Annotated in this window: 24 protein-coding genes; 4 read left to right on the top strand and 20 right to left on the bottom strand. The window is 42.9% G+C overall.

Going from position 1 to position 15,202, the window contains the following annotated elements; translation table 11 throughout:
- Window positions 1-3: 3 nt before the first annotated feature.
- The 17 genes from K3F53_RS03845 to K3F53_RS03765 form a co-directional block, all read right to left on the bottom strand.
- Window positions 4-447 carry a phage tail tube protein gene (locus K3F53_RS03845; RefSeq protein ID WP_057899748.1) on the bottom strand — a complete coding sequence of 148 codons (444 nt, stop codon included), beginning with the start codon at window positions 445-447 and terminating at the stop codon, window positions 4-6.
- Window positions 447-1,808, bottom strand: coding sequence for a phage tail sheath subtilisin-like domain-containing protein (locus K3F53_RS03840; protein WP_057899749.1), 1,362 nt, complete (start codon window positions 1,806-1,808; stop codon window positions 447-449). The genes K3F53_RS03845 and K3F53_RS03840 overlap by 1 nt, the downstream gene beginning before the upstream one ends.
- Window positions 1,789-2,049, bottom strand: coding sequence for a YqzN/YkzM domain-containing protein (locus tag K3F53_RS03835; RefSeq protein WP_057899750.1), 261 nt, complete (start codon window positions 2,047-2,049; stop codon window positions 1,789-1,791). Before K3F53_RS03835 ends, K3F53_RS03840 begins: the two co-directional genes overlap by 20 nt.
- Window positions 2,046-2,528 (bottom strand): hypothetical protein, encoded by a 483-nt coding sequence (locus K3F53_RS03830; protein WP_220559352.1) that lies wholly within the window; start codon window positions 2,526-2,528, stop codon window positions 2,046-2,048. The genes K3F53_RS03835 and K3F53_RS03830 overlap by 4 nt, the downstream gene beginning before the upstream one ends.
- Window positions 2,525-3,019, bottom strand: coding sequence for an HK97 gp10 family phage protein (locus K3F53_RS03825; RefSeq protein ID WP_057899752.1), 495 nt, complete (start codon window positions 3,017-3,019; stop codon window positions 2,525-2,527). Before K3F53_RS03825 ends, K3F53_RS03830 begins: the two co-directional genes overlap by 4 nt.
- Before the next feature lie 176 nt (window positions 3,020-3,195).
- The gene (locus K3F53_RS03820) at window positions 3,196-3,435 is read right to left on the bottom strand and encodes a hypothetical protein (RefSeq protein ID WP_220559351.1); all 240 of its coding nucleotides are present in this window, start codon (window positions 3,433-3,435) and stop codon (window positions 3,196-3,198) included.
- Between the two features lie 50 nt (window positions 3,436-3,485).
- Complete coding sequence (locus tag K3F53_RS19875) at window positions 3,486-3,740, bottom strand: helix-turn-helix domain-containing protein (protein WP_409338415.1); 255 nt, start codon at window positions 3,738-3,740, stop codon at window positions 3,486-3,488.
- 356 nt (window positions 3,741-4,096) lie between these two features.
- Window positions 4,097-4,555 carry an ArpU family phage packaging/lysis transcriptional regulator gene (locus tag K3F53_RS03810; RefSeq protein WP_220559350.1) on the bottom strand — a complete coding sequence of 153 codons (459 nt, stop codon included), beginning with the start codon at window positions 4,553-4,555 and terminating at the stop codon, window positions 4,097-4,099.
- Window positions 4,556-4,736: 181 nt separating this feature from the next.
- Window positions 4,737-4,931, bottom strand: a complete 195-nt coding sequence (locus tag K3F53_RS03805; RefSeq protein ID WP_220559349.1) for a hypothetical protein — start codon at window positions 4,929-4,931, stop codon at window positions 4,737-4,739.
- Window positions 4,928-5,872, bottom strand: coding sequence for a DnaD domain protein (locus tag K3F53_RS03800; RefSeq protein WP_220559348.1), 945 nt, complete (start codon window positions 5,870-5,872; stop codon window positions 4,928-4,930). Before K3F53_RS03800 ends, K3F53_RS03805 begins: the two co-directional genes overlap by 4 nt.
- A gap of 4 nt (window positions 5,873-5,876) precedes the next feature.
- Window positions 5,877-6,158 carry a YqaJ viral recombinase family protein gene (locus K3F53_RS03795; protein ID WP_057899758.1) on the bottom strand — a complete coding sequence of 94 codons (282 nt, stop codon included), beginning with the start codon at window positions 6,156-6,158 and terminating at the stop codon, window positions 5,877-5,879.
- 114 nt (window positions 6,159-6,272) lie between these two features.
- Window positions 6,273-6,473: a hypothetical protein gene (locus K3F53_RS03790; protein WP_057899759.1), complete on the bottom strand. Its 201-nt coding sequence runs from the start codon at window positions 6,471-6,473 to the stop codon at window positions 6,273-6,275.
- Between the two features lie 89 nt (window positions 6,474-6,562).
- Window positions 6,563-6,823, bottom strand: coding sequence for a helix-turn-helix domain-containing protein (locus K3F53_RS03785; protein WP_057899760.1), 261 nt, complete (start codon window positions 6,821-6,823; stop codon window positions 6,563-6,565).
- Window positions 6,790-7,002, bottom strand: coding sequence for a hypothetical protein (locus K3F53_RS03780; RefSeq protein ID WP_220559347.1), 213 nt, complete (start codon window positions 7,000-7,002; stop codon window positions 6,790-6,792). Before K3F53_RS03780 ends, K3F53_RS03785 begins: the two co-directional genes overlap by 34 nt.
- A 55-nt stretch (window positions 7,003-7,057) precedes the next feature.
- Entirely contained in the window at window positions 7,058-7,255 is a 198-nt protein-coding gene (locus tag K3F53_RS03775; protein WP_057899761.1) for a hypothetical protein, read from the bottom strand.
- A gap of 526 nt (window positions 7,256-7,781) precedes the next feature.
- On the bottom strand, window positions 7,782-8,111 hold the full coding sequence (locus K3F53_RS03770) for a hypothetical protein (protein WP_057899762.1): 330 nt from the start codon (window positions 8,109-8,111) through the stop codon (window positions 7,782-7,784).
- Between the two features lie 6 nt (window positions 8,112-8,117).
- Entirely contained in the window at window positions 8,118-8,366 is a 249-nt protein-coding gene (locus tag K3F53_RS03765; protein ID WP_220559346.1) for a helix-turn-helix transcriptional regulator, read from the bottom strand.
- Window positions 8,367-8,537: 171 nt separating this feature from the next.
- Here K3F53_RS03765 and K3F53_RS03760 point away from each other — a divergent pair, with 171 nt between their 5' ends.
- From K3F53_RS03760 to K3F53_RS03745, 4 genes are all read left to right on the top strand, one after another.
- A complete protein-coding gene (locus K3F53_RS03760) occupies window positions 8,538-8,909 on the top strand; it encodes a helix-turn-helix domain-containing protein (RefSeq protein WP_057899764.1) in 372 nt (123 codons plus the stop codon).
- A gap of 13 nt (window positions 8,910-8,922) precedes the next feature.
- Window positions 8,923-9,228, top strand: a complete 306-nt coding sequence (locus K3F53_RS03755; RefSeq protein WP_057899765.1) for a hypothetical protein — start codon at window positions 8,923-8,925, stop codon at window positions 9,226-9,228.
- A 199-nt stretch (window positions 9,229-9,427) separates the two neighbouring features.
- Window positions 9,428-9,961 carry an ImmA/IrrE family metallo-endopeptidase gene (locus K3F53_RS03750; protein WP_057899766.1) on the top strand — a complete coding sequence of 178 codons (534 nt, stop codon included), beginning with the start codon at window positions 9,428-9,430 and terminating at the stop codon, window positions 9,959-9,961.
- 82 nt (window positions 9,962-10,043) lie between these two features.
- The gene (locus tag K3F53_RS03745; protein ID WP_057899767.1) at window positions 10,044-11,600 is read left to right on the top strand and encodes a recombinase family protein; all 1,557 of its coding nucleotides are present in this window, start codon (window positions 10,044-10,046) and stop codon (window positions 11,598-11,600) included.
- Between the two features lie 23 nt (window positions 11,601-11,623).
- Here the strand turns inward: K3F53_RS03745 and yhbH are convergent, their stop codons facing one another.
- The 3 genes from yhbH to K3F53_RS03730 all read right to left on the bottom strand — a co-directional run bounded on the left by yhbH (window position 11,624) and on the right by K3F53_RS03730 (window position 15,196).
- On the bottom strand, window positions 11,624-12,640 hold the full coding sequence (gene yhbH / locus K3F53_RS03740; protein WP_220559345.1) for a sporulation protein YhbH: 1,017 nt from the start codon (window positions 12,638-12,640) through the stop codon (window positions 11,624-11,626).
- 23 nt (window positions 12,641-12,663) lie between these two features.
- The gene (locus K3F53_RS03735; protein ID WP_062731162.1) at window positions 12,664-14,562 is read right to left on the bottom strand and encodes a PrkA family serine protein kinase; all 1,899 of its coding nucleotides are present in this window, start codon (window positions 14,560-14,562) and stop codon (window positions 12,664-12,666) included.
- Between the two features lie 328 nt (window positions 14,563-14,890).
- Window positions 14,891-15,196 (bottom strand): antibiotic biosynthesis monooxygenase family protein, encoded by a 306-nt coding sequence (locus K3F53_RS03730; RefSeq protein ID WP_057899769.1) that lies wholly within the window; start codon window positions 15,194-15,196, stop codon window positions 14,891-14,893.
- Between the last annotated feature and the right edge of the window lie 6 nt (window positions 15,197-15,202).

Genomic DNA, 15,202 nt, shown 5'->3' with positions numbered 1-15,202 from the left:
TACTCACGCCATATAATCCGGGAATTTATCCAAGAATTCAAAGTCTGTTACCGTTCCTTCTAAGGTGATGTCAATTCCTTTATTTTCATTCGTTTTCGCGATAAAAATATCAATATTACCATGAATATGGATACCTGTCATTAACACGCGCTCAATGTTTCCGGTGATTTTATCTTCCAGTTTCCCCGTCACGCGCGGCAAAAACATCGTTCGCCCGGCTTTAAAGTCGTCTAACAGCTTATAACGTAGCCGTGACTCTAACTTCGACATCACCATCTTGAATGTGATTTCATACCCAACCAATTGCTTTGTTTTCGCCATCCGCATGGCTCGAACAATGTCAAGAGTCTCTGTTTTAAGCAATACTTCCATTTCCTTTATGGTTTGAATCGGGTCACCATTATGGTCTTGGATCCACATATTCCGTCCAATCAGTTCGCGTTCCATTATGCTACCTCCCAGTCAACGAAAAATGCCTCAACGGCATCAAGCGGTTTGGCAAAAAGTTTAAAGTAAGCAAAATCGAAGTCGCTCTTTTTCGTCGGATGTTCCGTAAATGAGAATTGTTTATCGATCGCTTTTTGTTCAGCGCGTATTTTCAGGTATTCCAGAACCGCGCCAATAAAAATAGCCCGACCATCTGAATCGTTGTCGAGCTTAGCTTTGTACTTTTTCCCTGCTGTATAGATATCATTCATAATTTGATCGATTGTCATGGAAACACGGATTTTACCAAAGTCCTCCCGTTCGCCTGGCCCCAGCGTGGTAAGCGTATTAACAGCGGATTCGATGACATAGTCATAACCATCCCGCGTCGCCATGAGCGTACCTTCTGATAGACCTTTCATTACATCGCTGTGTCCCCAGTCTATCAAAGCTTCTTCGAGCGGTACTTTCATATTGGTCATGGATACATTAGCCGGGGTTCCGGCCACAAGACCGGCCAGCCATGCCGCCCATTGCAGTGAATTGTATTCTTTCCCGTTGATATGCCGTCCGGCAATCGTATTGTTGATAATGAAACGTGCATTCATAGCCCGACTGCGCGCATTGTGCGCCTCCATGTCATCATCTTTATTCGGGTCGCCTGCAACAACAAGCTGTGATAATCGCCGCTCTTGCTTTCTCCGGTCTGTCATCCACTGTTTTGCTGCTGCTTGTACCGCGGGGTCGAACGTTGGTAAGTACATCGCATCAAACTGCACACCGTTAATTTGATTGAAGATGCGTGTCCAATCCGTTGGTGTAATCGTACCGATGCCGGATACACCGCCGGAGAGCTGTTCAAACGTTGTTTCTGGAATGTCGAGCGCTTCATCTGTAGATTTATCTACAAAACGCACCATCTTGGACTTTTTCAAGCGGTTCTCCAAGTCTTTTCGTGATTCAAACACAAACACTTCATCTTCAAAGATGCCTTTTGTGTCCTTCACAACCATTTCCTTTTTGCTTGGATCACCGATACTTTTGCGAATCAAGCGACCAAAATCATTCCCGCGCGCACCCGGATATTTGGCCTCAATGACATAGTTTGTCGCCACCTCAATAGCTGCCTTTTTCTCTGTTCCATTCGTGATATTGAAACCAACAACCGTGGCGCCGTTCTCGGCCGCCAGTTCTACTTCATCGACAAGCAGGCAGGTTTCTGCCGTTCGTTCAGCCGTATTCGCCATATCGACCGGAAAATTGGGTCGTCCCCAGTCGCCCTGGTACGGAACCAGCACACGGCCGGAACGGGGCAAAATCCGCTCTTTGGCGACAGCCATCAGGTCAATATATACGCCGCCTCTAATTCTCTGAATTGACATTTTCTTTCATCCTTTCTTTTACTGGTGTATTTTCTTTTAATTTTAAGTAGCTATCCAGTTTTCTCTTTGCTGTCTTAACCGTTACACTTTCCTTGTGTCCTACATCATGCAGTGCGCCAGCCATTTCAAAGCGTTCCGCATTGAATAAAATAGGAGCTTGCTCAATCATTTCTGATTTCGTAAGCTCCATATTCTCAAACTGCTTCCAATGTTCAGTTGGTGTATTCTTTCGTGTACTCATTCGTCCACCCCCTCCACACAAAAATGATTGATTTTCTGTATTTCTTTGCCCCCAGGCGTTGTTGTATGCTTGGGAATGTGCAAAAGATAGGAGTAACGGCATATTATTTCTATCTGATCGCTTTTCTCACGTGTTCGTGGCGGATCGACCACTAGCATAATTCCATGTTTTTGTGGACCTACACAATACCGTTCCTGACGCAAATACAAAAAGAACGGTGATAAATCAAATGGAATCGGTTCCCCTTTATCCTCTTCTTTTTCTTTTTCGTAGTCATAATGAAAGACTAGCCCTACATCCTCTATAACTCTTACAGATTGCGGCGTATGCACTTTTTCCGAAACAAGATCGGTTTCAATAAACACACTGGGTCGTTTAAATTGCCCGGTTAACCAGGTATCTTTATCTCGGATAACAGGCAAGTCAGGATATATTCGATTAATGATTTCAACCCATGCTTTTTTACCAATATCCATCATGCCGCTCCCCTCCCCAGCTCTTTTTCTAATCGTTGTACGATCAATTCATTCATGCCGCCTTCAAAATGCTGAACTGTAATATCGAAGTATGTCCGGCCGATAAAAGTGCGTGGCCTTGCCATAAAACCAGTTTTAGCAGATGGAGCATATATAAAACTTCCGCCACTGTTCCAATAACCAGGAACAAAATGCGTTTTTTCTATTGTATATCCATCATTCAAGTATCGAGCGTATGAGAGATTAGAGCCGACCTCTAATGTAATGGCATTGCGGTCAATATCCCATTCCCATACATTCTCTTCATCGCCACGTGTAAAAGAATTCCACAACGTTCCCGTATCAATTAAATCCTGTCGCCCGATTTCTTCGATAAGTTCATTCAATAGCGTTTCGCCTAATGCTTCTACAATGTTTCGGATGACCTTTTCAATTACACCGTGTTGCATTTCCTGAAGTTTTCGATAAAGTCCATCAAAATCATGAATGTTCACTGTAGCTTCACCCATGCTAGCATGATTTTGCCGTCAACCGTGTCCGGGAAATCAACTCGAACTTCGACTGTTCTTCAGTACCTGCACATCATCGGCAAGTTGCTCTACTTGCCTCTTAATCGGTTCAAGTGCCTTTGTCATCGTAAGCTTTTTGAACGTCTTCTACTTTCACATCATCATCCCCCTGACTCTTTCACAGTCACTTTTTCTTTTAATGTGGTTAATGCAGTAATAGCATCTTCAATGTGCTTCATATTTCCAGATGAAATCGCTTTGCCTGCTTTACTGATAAGCTCCATTTTCTCGGCTTTGCCAATTACATCTGCTTCTGCCGGCCATTTAGCTGTCAGCGCTACAGTGACCGTTTTAAACTCATCAATCGTTTGGCCATTTGATAATCGCAAACGGTACGCCATTCGCTCCTTTATCCACAAGTGAAATATGTGTGATTTTTGCATTTTTCAACTCATATGGCATCTCCTTTCACCTCCTTTCGTTGTTTCATGATCCCCACCTGTTCCGTGAAATCATCCCCTTTCGAAATATAAAAAAAGAGCCTATCTTCTTGTTCGAAGTGTTCGAGCAAGTCCTCGGAAACACCCTTTCCTTTTACCACTCGATTCACTGTAGATATGCTGATACCAAGCATTTTAGCTATTTTCCGCCGGCTCGTTCCTTCGGCGGCCATCGCTAAAATTTTTGCTTCAAGTTCTTCGGTTATCTTTTATCCTCTCTTCGCCATCTACATCACCACCCACCTCCAGTTTTATTTTTACAATCCAAAACACTGAAAAAGCATTGAGAAGCAAGCAACGTTAACAATTCCAAAATGGCTCGATGATTTAGCATCAGAACATAACGTTAACTTTTCGCATATTTTACAAGATGCTTTAAAACAATACTCAGGAATAAACGAAAAGCGCCCATAAATAGGGTGCTTTTTTCTCCATTTTAATGTAAAAGAAAAAGCCGCTCCCCTGGAACGGCCTTCGCTTATCTTCTGACACTATCATAGTAACACATTCACTTCCAAACTAACTGCATTTTTCCTGCCAAATGGACTACGTTTGGATGCCATTAATTTAAGCGGCCTTCTGCTTTTTTTTCCTCCTCCAATACCTCCAGCTTTAACATAAAGGCCAGTTTATAAAATGCTTTCGCTTTTATTCTTGCATACGTCCGCTCACTCATATGCAATTCATCGCATAACAGGTAATCAAACGTCTCTTCATCGCTCAAATAACGCTTCTGAATAATTTCTATTTCCTTCCTCGACAAACGGCTCACAGCCCACTCCACACGCTCCGTAAGCTGCCGAATTTCCTCTTCCTTATCAACATTCCATACTGCACAATCCGCTACGGCATCAGTCGTCTTGTTCGTCGCACCGTGGTATCGAGCTTCATAAGCAGGCGTCATCCCGATTTCACGGCGAACAAAACCAATCTGACGATAAATACGTGCTGTCTCCAATGCTTCCTCTACACGCTTCTGTGTAGCCTTTCGATCAATCTTCGGCAAAAACGATAATTGCATACCTAATTCCCCCTGCTCTATGGTAAAATATTTTTAAAGGAAGGAAGCATAGAACCCCTCTCCGGTTGTAGCGACCGGGAGGGGATTTTTTATCCCCTTTAAAAACTTCTCCAACCTTGTCCAAATTTCATTGGACGAATGTATATCATGCTTCTCCCCAGGAGCCAATGTTCGTCCATGCTCATAAAAGCTTCTCATCAGGCTCGCCCCCTGTTTCGATTTCCCAGCTCCGATCTGCTTTTATCCGAAATCCTGTAATCCGCTTGTCCAACGCTTCCGGCCCAAGTTTGTGTAACTGCTCCTTCATGCTTTCCAGGCAACAAATCATGGCCCGAACCGTGGCTTTTTCTGGAATCAGCACTCGGCATTTCCTCATTTCACCTCACCCATAGCCCTCAGTAATTCTTGCATCTTAGCTTTTTTCTCCTCGTAACTAAGCTGCTCTGCTGGTTTTTGCTGTTCTATTCCTGCTTTCTTCTGCCGTTCTAACTGTTCCAAGATTAGAGAAGGAACCTTCTCTCTTCGTACCTGTTCCCTTTTCATCAGCAAAGGAGCAACTTTTTTATCCTTGCGTGCCTCAAACTCTTTCTTTTTTTGTTCAAGCTGCGAAACCGTCCGAATTCCTTGTTGAATGCAACGTTGCAAAACCTTGTTGACATAGGCCCAGGAACGCTTTTCATGAATCACTGCCTCCCGTATCGCATGGCAAAGCAGCGCCTCAGGCTCATCTGAATAACCGCTATCCAGCCAGTCTAGCATCATTTCCCGAATGACATCTGTAACTGGGCCAATTTCGTGTTCATAAAGCAAAAATGGGTTGCTAAAATCTGCGCGCGCATGCCGCTGCAGAAGAAGATCCTGATTGCTATCGTTTGGTTTTGTTTCGTTTCGTTTATATAATGCCGAACGATTTACCGAAGAGTTTACCGAACACTTTACCGGAGGGTTTACCGGAATATTTCCGGTAAGAGGGTCGCTTACCGAATCTTTTACCGGAATTTTTCCGGTAAGCTCTTCGCTTCGAGATGATTCCTCCGGATAGAAAGGAAGGAAACGATACTTACCAGCTTGTTGTTTTCCCTGATTCCGATACTCAATTCTTCCCTTTTGAATGAGAATGTTTCGGTGCTTCCCCAATGTTTTATCCGATACGCCTAAACGCGCCTGTAAAGTCAGATTGGCTACCGTAAACCACTCTGGCCAACCACTCTTGTTTGCGATCGCCATAAGGTGAAACCACAAAGTTTGTGTGATTGCTTCCAGTGGGTTTATTTCGAGCCAATCCATAAAGGCGTTAATTTCTTTGATGTAGTTCATCTCCTCATCCTCTCGCAATCGCATCCTCATGAATCCGGCCCCAGTACATCGCGTCGCTATCTTCTTGTGGTGCTAACTGGCCGAGCCTGTCGAGATATGCTTTTACTGGCGAACTCCACATTGTTATTTCGCAGATGCCAGCAACATCGCTACCTGTGATACCTTTACGCCGCCATTCAAGCCATTCTTCATGCGGCATATCAAGCGTATTGACCAATCGAATCGCATGTGTTCCCGGCTCAATTCGACGTTGTTGGCCGTCTATCGTGTATGCTATATTGCTCATAGGTATCCCCCTGTTCAATTTTCAAAGTTTGAACTTGCGGCCAATGCCCGAACATGGTACAATAACCGCAAATAAGTTTGGATTGTTTGTGACCTGTTAGCGGCAGGTCATTTTTTATTGCGCTGGTTTGTAGATGATTAGCGCATCTTCGTAAGTATCTTCCTGAGTTGCACTAGAAGAAAATTTAATGTCTAAAACTTCAACCTCTGCATTTTCAGATAGCCAACGATTAATAGCCCCATCGAAACCACCTTTTCCGTCGTATGAGTAGCGCGTAATGTGTACTACTTTAATGCTGCTCGCTTTTCCAATCATCCCTATCACCTCCCTAACAGTACATTTCGCATATAGGCCGCCGTGCTGCCTGGAGGCTCGAAATTATAGACTGCCAGCTCCAGTTCTAACTACATCCATATGTCCGAGAAATTCGTGCTAACGTTGTTCAGATGAATGTAGCTATATCTTTGTCCAATTGGGCAGTGTTCCCGGCAGTAGCGCTGCGTCATGTCTGGCCTTCTATATTCTTGGCTCATTCCAGGCACAACGTCAGGCCCCGGAACCGTCTCGCCAGCTTCGTACTTGCATAGCGTCCGTGGTGCAACATTCACACGGAAAGCCGCCTCTTCGATGCTTAGACCAGCGCGTTTTCTCGCATCCTTGAACATGGTGTCGCCCCTTCTTCTGTGCGAAAATGGAAGTGAACAACAAAATCTGTTGCGTATTGTGCTAGTTGTTCAAGCGAACGATCTTTTTCGGGTGAAGACCCCATTCTTGACCATTGCGCCGTCGCTTCTTGAATGAGTAGCATGTTTTCGTGCAAAGGACTGAGTTGACGCCGTATCATGCGAATTTTCCTTTCTATTCAGTTTTCAAAGCTTGTCTACTCAAAAAAAGGAAAGTCAAGCTGAATCAGATTTTTCTTTTTCTATGTGATGTAGAGCGCGAATCCATGCTCTTTTCATCATCCGCACTTCCGGCAGAGAATCATTGTCTTGGAACCACTGTGCTTGTTCCTCTGCTGTCATAAACGGGAGTGCTGAACGAATCTTAATGGTCGTGTTGCCAATTTGCGTTTCAAAGCAAGGACGGTCTTCCATTTGCTCATTCCCCCTTGCTCTATGTGTATGAGTTTGGGGAAGAAGGACAACCCACATACTTTTTCACCTCCTTACCAACCGAGGCTGCTTTTGGTAATCAAAGTGGGGAAAAATTGACGATATTTAGATTTGTAGAATTTTCCTACCCCTCTGTAAAATTATGGTGTTCGGAAGAACGAGGACTTTGGCGAGTTGGAGTTCTTCCGAGTTCGAATATACAGGAGGTGAAAATATGGATAATTTCATAGGTTAACGATTTTGTTCTTACAAAATTCATTGAATCTTGCTGACCATAAAACAACCGAAGACTGCGCTCGTCTTTATTTCAAAACCTACTTAAGAATCAAGGAGGTTTGTAACGATCAAGAAAAACTATGAAAGGAAAACAATCCATCTTCTAAAAAGGAAAAAAACAATGTCGGGTGGATTTAATCTTTTGATTGCTTAGATGTAACTAGATAAGCTAATCGTCCAAATTCAGCGACGCTGGAAATTACGCCTTGAAGCGTGTCTGTCTCACCTCCTTTCAGTCTGAGTGCCTTCGTTGCTTTAACCGTTGCGCTAGCACTTCGGCGATTTCTTCATCTGGGAATTCGTTCAAAATTTCAGCCAACGTTTTTGGTGACTCGACCTTCTCAATCCAGTTATCTATTTCATGCGCTACCATTCCGTACTGGCTTGCTCCCTGTTCGATAAGGAAGTCGAACTTGTACTCGATTGGCTCTTTGCCATACCTCATGTATGGAATAGTAGCGATAACGCGACATGGTACTTCCAGTTGATTCTCATACACCGCTTGCTTAACTTGACCTTTAATGCAAGCAAGATGATCGAAGGTGAAATAATGTGTTTTCAAGCTGTGTCACCACCTTATGCCGATGTTTTTTGTTGCTGATTTAGCAATGATATTGTCAAAAAAAAGGTCTTCGATATTACATTTCAACAATTGGGCTAGTAGTGGTAAATGTTCAGCACGAAAAGCGTAATCTCCATTTTCATACTTTAAATATGTAGATGGAGACTTAAACCCGAAATTATCTGCCATATTCGCTAGAGTAAGCTTTAATTCTACTCTTCGTTTTTTAACAAAAGGGAGATTAAGTTTTTTCATGTTCCTTCCTCCTTTCTCGTTTCTCGTTTCACTTTTAGCAACTTTCTTGTCTTTATTATACGTTTCTATATTAGCAACGTCAAGTAATTAATTTCTCTTTTAGCAACATTATTTTTTTCTATATCAGAAACATGTTAAAATTACATTGTTAAAATAAAAGGTGGTGAGCAAGTGGGTAACGGTATTGGTAATATTATAAAAAAACTTAGGGAACAGCGAGATTGGACCCAAAGAGAGCTAGCCCGAAGAGCAAATATTAACTATAGTGTATTATCTAGAATTGAGTCTGGAAAAAGACCTGTAGAAGACAGTGAAATCAAGCTGTTCGCTGATATCTTTGATGTTTCTGCTGATTATCTCTTAGGCCGTACCAACGATCCATCACCAAAAGAATCTGATAAAAAAATGAACCTCTTCTTCTATGATGGACTGGAAGGATATGAAGACCTTTCGCCTGAAGAGCAGGAAGCCTTTCGTGAACATATGTATGAAGAAGCGAGACAAGCTATTGAGCTCGTTAAGAAGCTAAAGAAAAAGAAATAAAGAGGGGGCCAAAATGTCTGACAAACTTGACTTGATTCTTCAAAAACTTACTCAGATGGATAGCCGTATTTCGGCGATTGAAACAGGACAAAAACAAATACAGCAACAACTTATTCAAACAAACGAAATCGTAAAAGCGATTCAGGAACGACAGGAGGAAGCTGATGCTAAGTTAGATGCTCTGACAAATGATATTCATGATCGCTTTGACAAAACTGACCGAACACTCCGCTTTCTCGAATCTGACTTTGATGTGATGTACAAAAAGATAAGTGAGCATGAAAGAGAAATTAGTCGCCTGAAACGCCTTGGACAATAAACAATGACCCTGCCTGACCAGTTGGACAAGCAGGGAATTATTATAGACATCAAAGAAAATTATTACATAAATGTAAAGGGATATGAAAAAATGATGAAACGTCCAGAATAAACTATTTTTTTTCTAAACACACCCTTCTTGGGCTTTTCTTTTTACACAAAAACAAGAACATATGTTAGCATCAGGGAGAGGACGAGACATGCTAAAATACTATAGACAAGGACTAACCGAAACATGGATCGAGCAATTGTATAAACAAAATGGTATTCTAACTCCACAAGATTTAAGCATTAAAAACCTGACACGAATCTTCTCTGTATTCCTACTCCCTACCTTCGGCCCGACACGTTCTACTGAACAGGATGGAATTCGGGTTATCTTAATGACGGAAGGGTTGAATAAATCTGAGTTTAAGAAACGTTTTTTTCATGAGCTATGCCACATGTTGCGCCATGAAGGCGATCAGTTCATGATGCCTCACACATGGCGCGAATTTTTGGAAATGGATGCTAAGCGATTCACAAGCTTGGCAATGATGCCATTCTTTATGATGAAAAAACTAGAACCTTACGATTGGCATCCAGTTCGCTTGGCTACAATATTCCGCGTCTCTTATGAATATGCTTGCGAACGTCTTACCTACATTCGAAACCGAATTGAAGCAAACTATTTAGTCGAACAAGAGGCTAAAAAAATTTTATCCCAAAAACAGAACGTACATTCATATTATTAACAATCTCAACTGTACAGTTCACAGAAAATCTGACAAACATCTCAAGCGACAAGTGTTACAATCATGAAGAGGTGAATTGTACATGTACCGTCCTACTGGCAAAGATGTTTTCATTTATCTACGAAAAAGTAGGAAAGATATCGAGGAAGAAAAAAAGGCCCTGGAAAATGGCCGGCAATACGATACGCTTTCTAAACACAGAAAGGAACTGCTGGAGCTCGTCAAGCGTGAACAACACAACGTCATCGATATCTTTGAAGAAGTTGTGTCCGGTGAATTTCTTTCTGAGCGTCATGTTGCACAGGAAATGCTTCGTCAGGTAGAAGAAGGCGCTGTTGAAGGCGTCGTCGTTATGGACTTAGACCGTTTGGGTCGTGGTGATATGATTGACGCAGGAACAATCTTCCGCGCTTTCAAATTCTCCGATACGCTCATCATCACTCCGAACGAAGTGATTGACTGTAATTCTGAAGGCGCTGAGCTTCTTTTCGGTGTTAAATCCATTATTGCCCGCGAAGAACTCAAGCAGATCAACAAACGTCTGCAAGGTGGCCGCCGCCGTTCCGCAAAGGATGGAAAATCTATTACGCGCAAACCACCGTATGGATATATACGTGATGAGAATTTGAAGCTTCACCCTCACCCGGAAGAGGCACCAGTTGTACGCAAAATCTTCGAATTGGCCGCAGAAGGAAACGGACGGCAGGCTGTCGTAAAAAAATTAGAACTACTCGGCATTCAGCCACCAGAAGGAAAGGTATGGGAGCAGTCTACCATCAGCTATATCATCAAGAATGAAGTCTATCTGGGACATATCGTTTGGGGAAAACATAAATATATCAAACGAAACGGCAAGAGAATACGAAAAAACGTTCCTCCAGAACTTTGGATTCGTCATGAAAACGCACATGAGCCAATCATATCAAAAGATTTATTCGAGCAGGCAAATCTAGCCCTAAGTGGCCGTTATCGCACGCCAACAAAAGAAGGCAGTCAGTTAACTAATCCGCTTGCTGGCATTGTAAAATGTAGCGTTTGTGGACGTTCCTTGCGTTATGTTTATTCAAAAGAGAGAAGGCCGCAGTTAAGATGTATCAATCTACACTGTCAATCTGTTCAGAAAGGGGCGCTTTTTCATCTTATTGAAGAACGGGTTATCAATTCTCTTCATATGCTTGTCGAACAGGCGACGCTTCAGCAGGACGAGCTGGCCGCTTCGTTACAAAAAGAGGAATCTATAATTGAACGCAAGCAAAAACAAATCAGCAAACTTGAAAGAGAGATTCAAGAGTTGCACGGAATGAGAGATACAGCATTTGAAATGCTAGAAAAGAAGGTGTACACAGAAGAGATATTTTTGCAGCGTCACCAGACTATTTCACAAAAAATCAAAGAAGCAGAAGCAAACATTGAGCAACTAAAAAAAGAAATAGAGCTGGAAGAAGCCCAGCTCCACCATCAGAAAAATATACTGCCTCAAATCCAGAAGGTTGTTGATACATACTGGGAAATTGAAAGCCCGGTTGAAAAAAACCATTTGTTGAAATCCATATTGGAAAAAGTATACTACACTCGCAAGAAAGAATGGACAAAAAAAGATCAGTTTGAACTTGAAATTGTGCCGAGGCTTCCGATTTAGGCGGCCTCGATTTATATATATCATCAAGAAATGTACTGGTTAACCTCACCATATCCGAACATATTGCACCTTGCCATTAGCTCTTTTACCAGCTTCACGCAACGATCATTGTCTGATGTCAAATTATCGCCGTCTGAAAAATGAAATGGATAAATATTATACAGAGATGGTGGGTAACGGCTATCGATAATCTCAAGCGCTTTACGATAGGCGGACGAGCAAATCGTGCCGCCGCTCTCGCCTTTGGAAAAGAACGCTTCTTCCGTTACTTCTTTCGCTTCGGTATGGTGTGCAATAAATACAATTTCCACCTTCTCATACTTCGTGCGCAAAAATCGGGTCATCCAGAAAAAAAAGCTACGCGCTACGTACTTTTCCAACGCCCCCATCGAACCTGAAGTGTCCATCATTGCGATGATAACCGCGTTGGAGTGTGGTCTGACGATTTCTTCCCATGTTTTGAAACGCAAATCTTCATCAATAATGTTTTTAATTCCTTTGTATCCTTCTCGCGCATTGCGACGCAGCGCCTCCAAAATCGTACGCTTTTTGTCAATATTTCCTATCAGTCCTTTTTTCCTTACATCATTAAAGCGAATATCGGTAACGATCACTTGATCCTCTTGTTTTTGTTGAAGATTCGGCAATTCCATTTCGGCGAATAGCATCTCTTCCAGCTCTTCTACTGAAATCTCCGCCTCATAGTAATCTATGCCAGGCTGATCGCCTGCGCCCGGCCCCTGACCCGCTCCGCTTTCTCGTGCAATCACGTCGCCAACTTTAGAATCGCCATCACCTTGGCCGACATGTTTACTTTTGTTGTAATTATATCTAATACGATATTCATCAAGAGAACGGATCGGGATTTTTACAACATCCCGTCCGTTCGACATAACAATGCTTTCTTCATTTATTAAATCAGGAAGATTTTGTTTGATTGCTTCCTTCACCTTTTCCTGGTGGCGTTGCTGATCCTGATGACCTTTACGGTGCAGCGACCAATCTTCACGTGAAATGATAAACGGTGGTTCTTGTTTCATAAAATTTCCCCCTTTTTCACCGCTTATCGATTCAAAAGACTGCCCACATAACGCAAGAGTTCGTTTGCACAAATCGGGCAGTATCCATGCTCGTCAATCAAGCGCGCGGTTACTTCATTTACTTTCTTCAACTGCACTTCGTCCGGCGTTTTGGTTGAGGTCGTGATTTTGACAACATCTTTCAAATCAGCAAATAACTTCTTCTCGATCGCTTCGCGCAGTCGTTCATGACTGTTATAGTCGAATCGCTTGCCTTTACGCGCATAAGCAGAAATCCGGATGAGTATCTCTTCACGGAATGCTTTTTTCGCATTCTCCGAGATGCCAATCTGTTCCTCAATCGACCGCATAAGTTTTTCATCCGCGTCCATTTCTTCACCGGTAATAGGGTCACATACCTTCGTTTTGTTGCAATAGGACTCTACGTTATCAAGATAGTTATCCAAAAGGGTTTTCGCAGATTCTTCATACGAGTAAACAAACGCTTTTTGTACTTCTTTTTTGGCTAACTCGTCATACTCCTTGCGCGCAATGTTAATGAATGTAAGGTAGCGTTCTTTATCTTCCTTTGTAATGGTAGGTGACTGATCCAAGCCATCCTTGAGCGCCCGCAAAATATCAAGGGCATTGATGCATTCGGTATCGCGGCGAATAAGAGCACTAGAAATACGATTAATAACATAACGCGGGTCAATGCCAGACATGCCCTCATCCGGAAATTCGCTTTGCAGTTCCTTAATGTCTGAGTCTTTGAATCCTTCCACAGCGTCCCCGTTATACAACCGCATTTTCTTCAACAAATCAACGCCCTGCTTCTTCGATTCCTTCAAGCGTGTCAAAGTGGAGAAAATCGCTGCAGCACGCAGGGAATGCGGCGCGATATGGACGTGTCCAAGGTCGCTTTGTCTAATTAGCTTCCCATAAATTTTCTCCTCATCCGATACGCGCAAGTTATACGGAATGCGCATCACGATCATCCGGGATTGGAGGGCTTCATTTTTCTTATTACTGATAAATGCTTTGTACTCTGATTCGTTTGTATGGGCAACGATAAGCTCGTCAGCGGAAATAAGGGCGAAACGGCCAGCTTTAAAGTTTCCTTCTTGGGTAAGCGAAAGCAAATTCCAGAGGAATTTCTCATCGCACTTCAGCATCTCCTGAAATTCCATCAGACCACGATTCGCTTTGTTCAATTCCCCGTCAAAACGATACGCGCGCGGGTCAGATTCGGAGCCATACTTTATAATCGTTGAAAAGTCGATGCTTCCCGTAAGATCGGCAATATCCTGCGATTTCGGATCAGACGGACTAAATGTTCCAATGCCGCACCGTTTTGCTTCCGAGAAAACGATGCGTTCGACTGGCATATCTTCGATGTGACCGCCATATTCTGTTTCAAGACGCATCTGGTTATATGGAGACAGATTACCTTCAATCTTAATGCCAAGCTCCCTTTCGAATTCCGGGCGCAATTCATGCGGTATCAAATGTAGCGGATCTTCCTGCATCGGGCAATCTTTAATCGCGTATACCGCTCCTTCATCGGTGCGTGTATACTGTTCAAGGCCGCGCTTAAGCATCGTAACAATGGTTGATTTTCCTCCGCTGACCGGTCCCATCAACAACAAAATCCTCTTACGAACATCAAGACGCATAGCGGCTGAATGGAAATACTCCTCCACCAACTTCTCAATCGCACGGTCTAGGCCAAAAATTTCATCGCTAAAAAATTTATATCGTTTCGTGCCGTCTTCATTATATTCAATCCCGGCGTGCTTAATCATGTTATACACCCGGGCGTGTGCGGTCTGGGCCACGTGCGGATTCTTTCTTACGATCTCTAAGTACTCAGCGAATGTTCCTTCCCATTTTATCTTTTCTTCACGTGCACGGTGTTCTGCAATCCGCTTCAGGATATCCATCGGGCACTCCTCTCCTTTTCTTCTACGGAATGGTCATTCTTAGGGCGCTTTTTACTATCTTATTCTGAAAATGCAGATGACATGCTAGCAGGTTTTTCACCATAAAGATTTTTATCCGGCTTACATACTTGCAAAAACCCTTGCTATTCCAGCTATAACATATGACCATTTGTATAAAGTTAAGCCAGTAGTTCTTATTAGTATTTATATATATATGACGGAACGACCCGAATGTAGAATCACTGCTTAAGCAAAAATTGCAGGCAGGGTATTAAAAAACACCAGCCCCGCTATAGGTCTGGTGTTTCAACTTATATCCCGATTCAATTTATTTGTCGTATGTAGCACCATGCAACACTTCGTAAATTTCCAGTTGCGATCCGGTAGCCGGATTATTGTTGGAAGCGTGCGCATGAGCCTGACGAAATCCTTCGCTTTCGGTCCACGCTCGGAACGATTCTTCACTATCCCATTTCGTATACACGATCTGCTTGTCCGCACCTTTTGCGCTTAAAAACTGGAATTCCAGACAACCGGGTACCTGTTTCATCCGCTCCACGCTTTTAGCAAACATCTCTGCCATCCGCTCCTTGCCTTCAGCGGGGACTTGCAACACATTCATCACAACATACATTTGTAA

Source organism: Aneurinibacillus thermoaerophilus (genome assembly GCF_019603355.1).
Taxonomy (GTDB): domain Bacteria; phylum Bacillota; class Bacilli; order Aneurinibacillales; family Aneurinibacillaceae; genus Aneurinibacillus; species Aneurinibacillus thermoaerophilus.
This window is presented reverse-complemented; position numbering and strand designations above follow the sequence as displayed.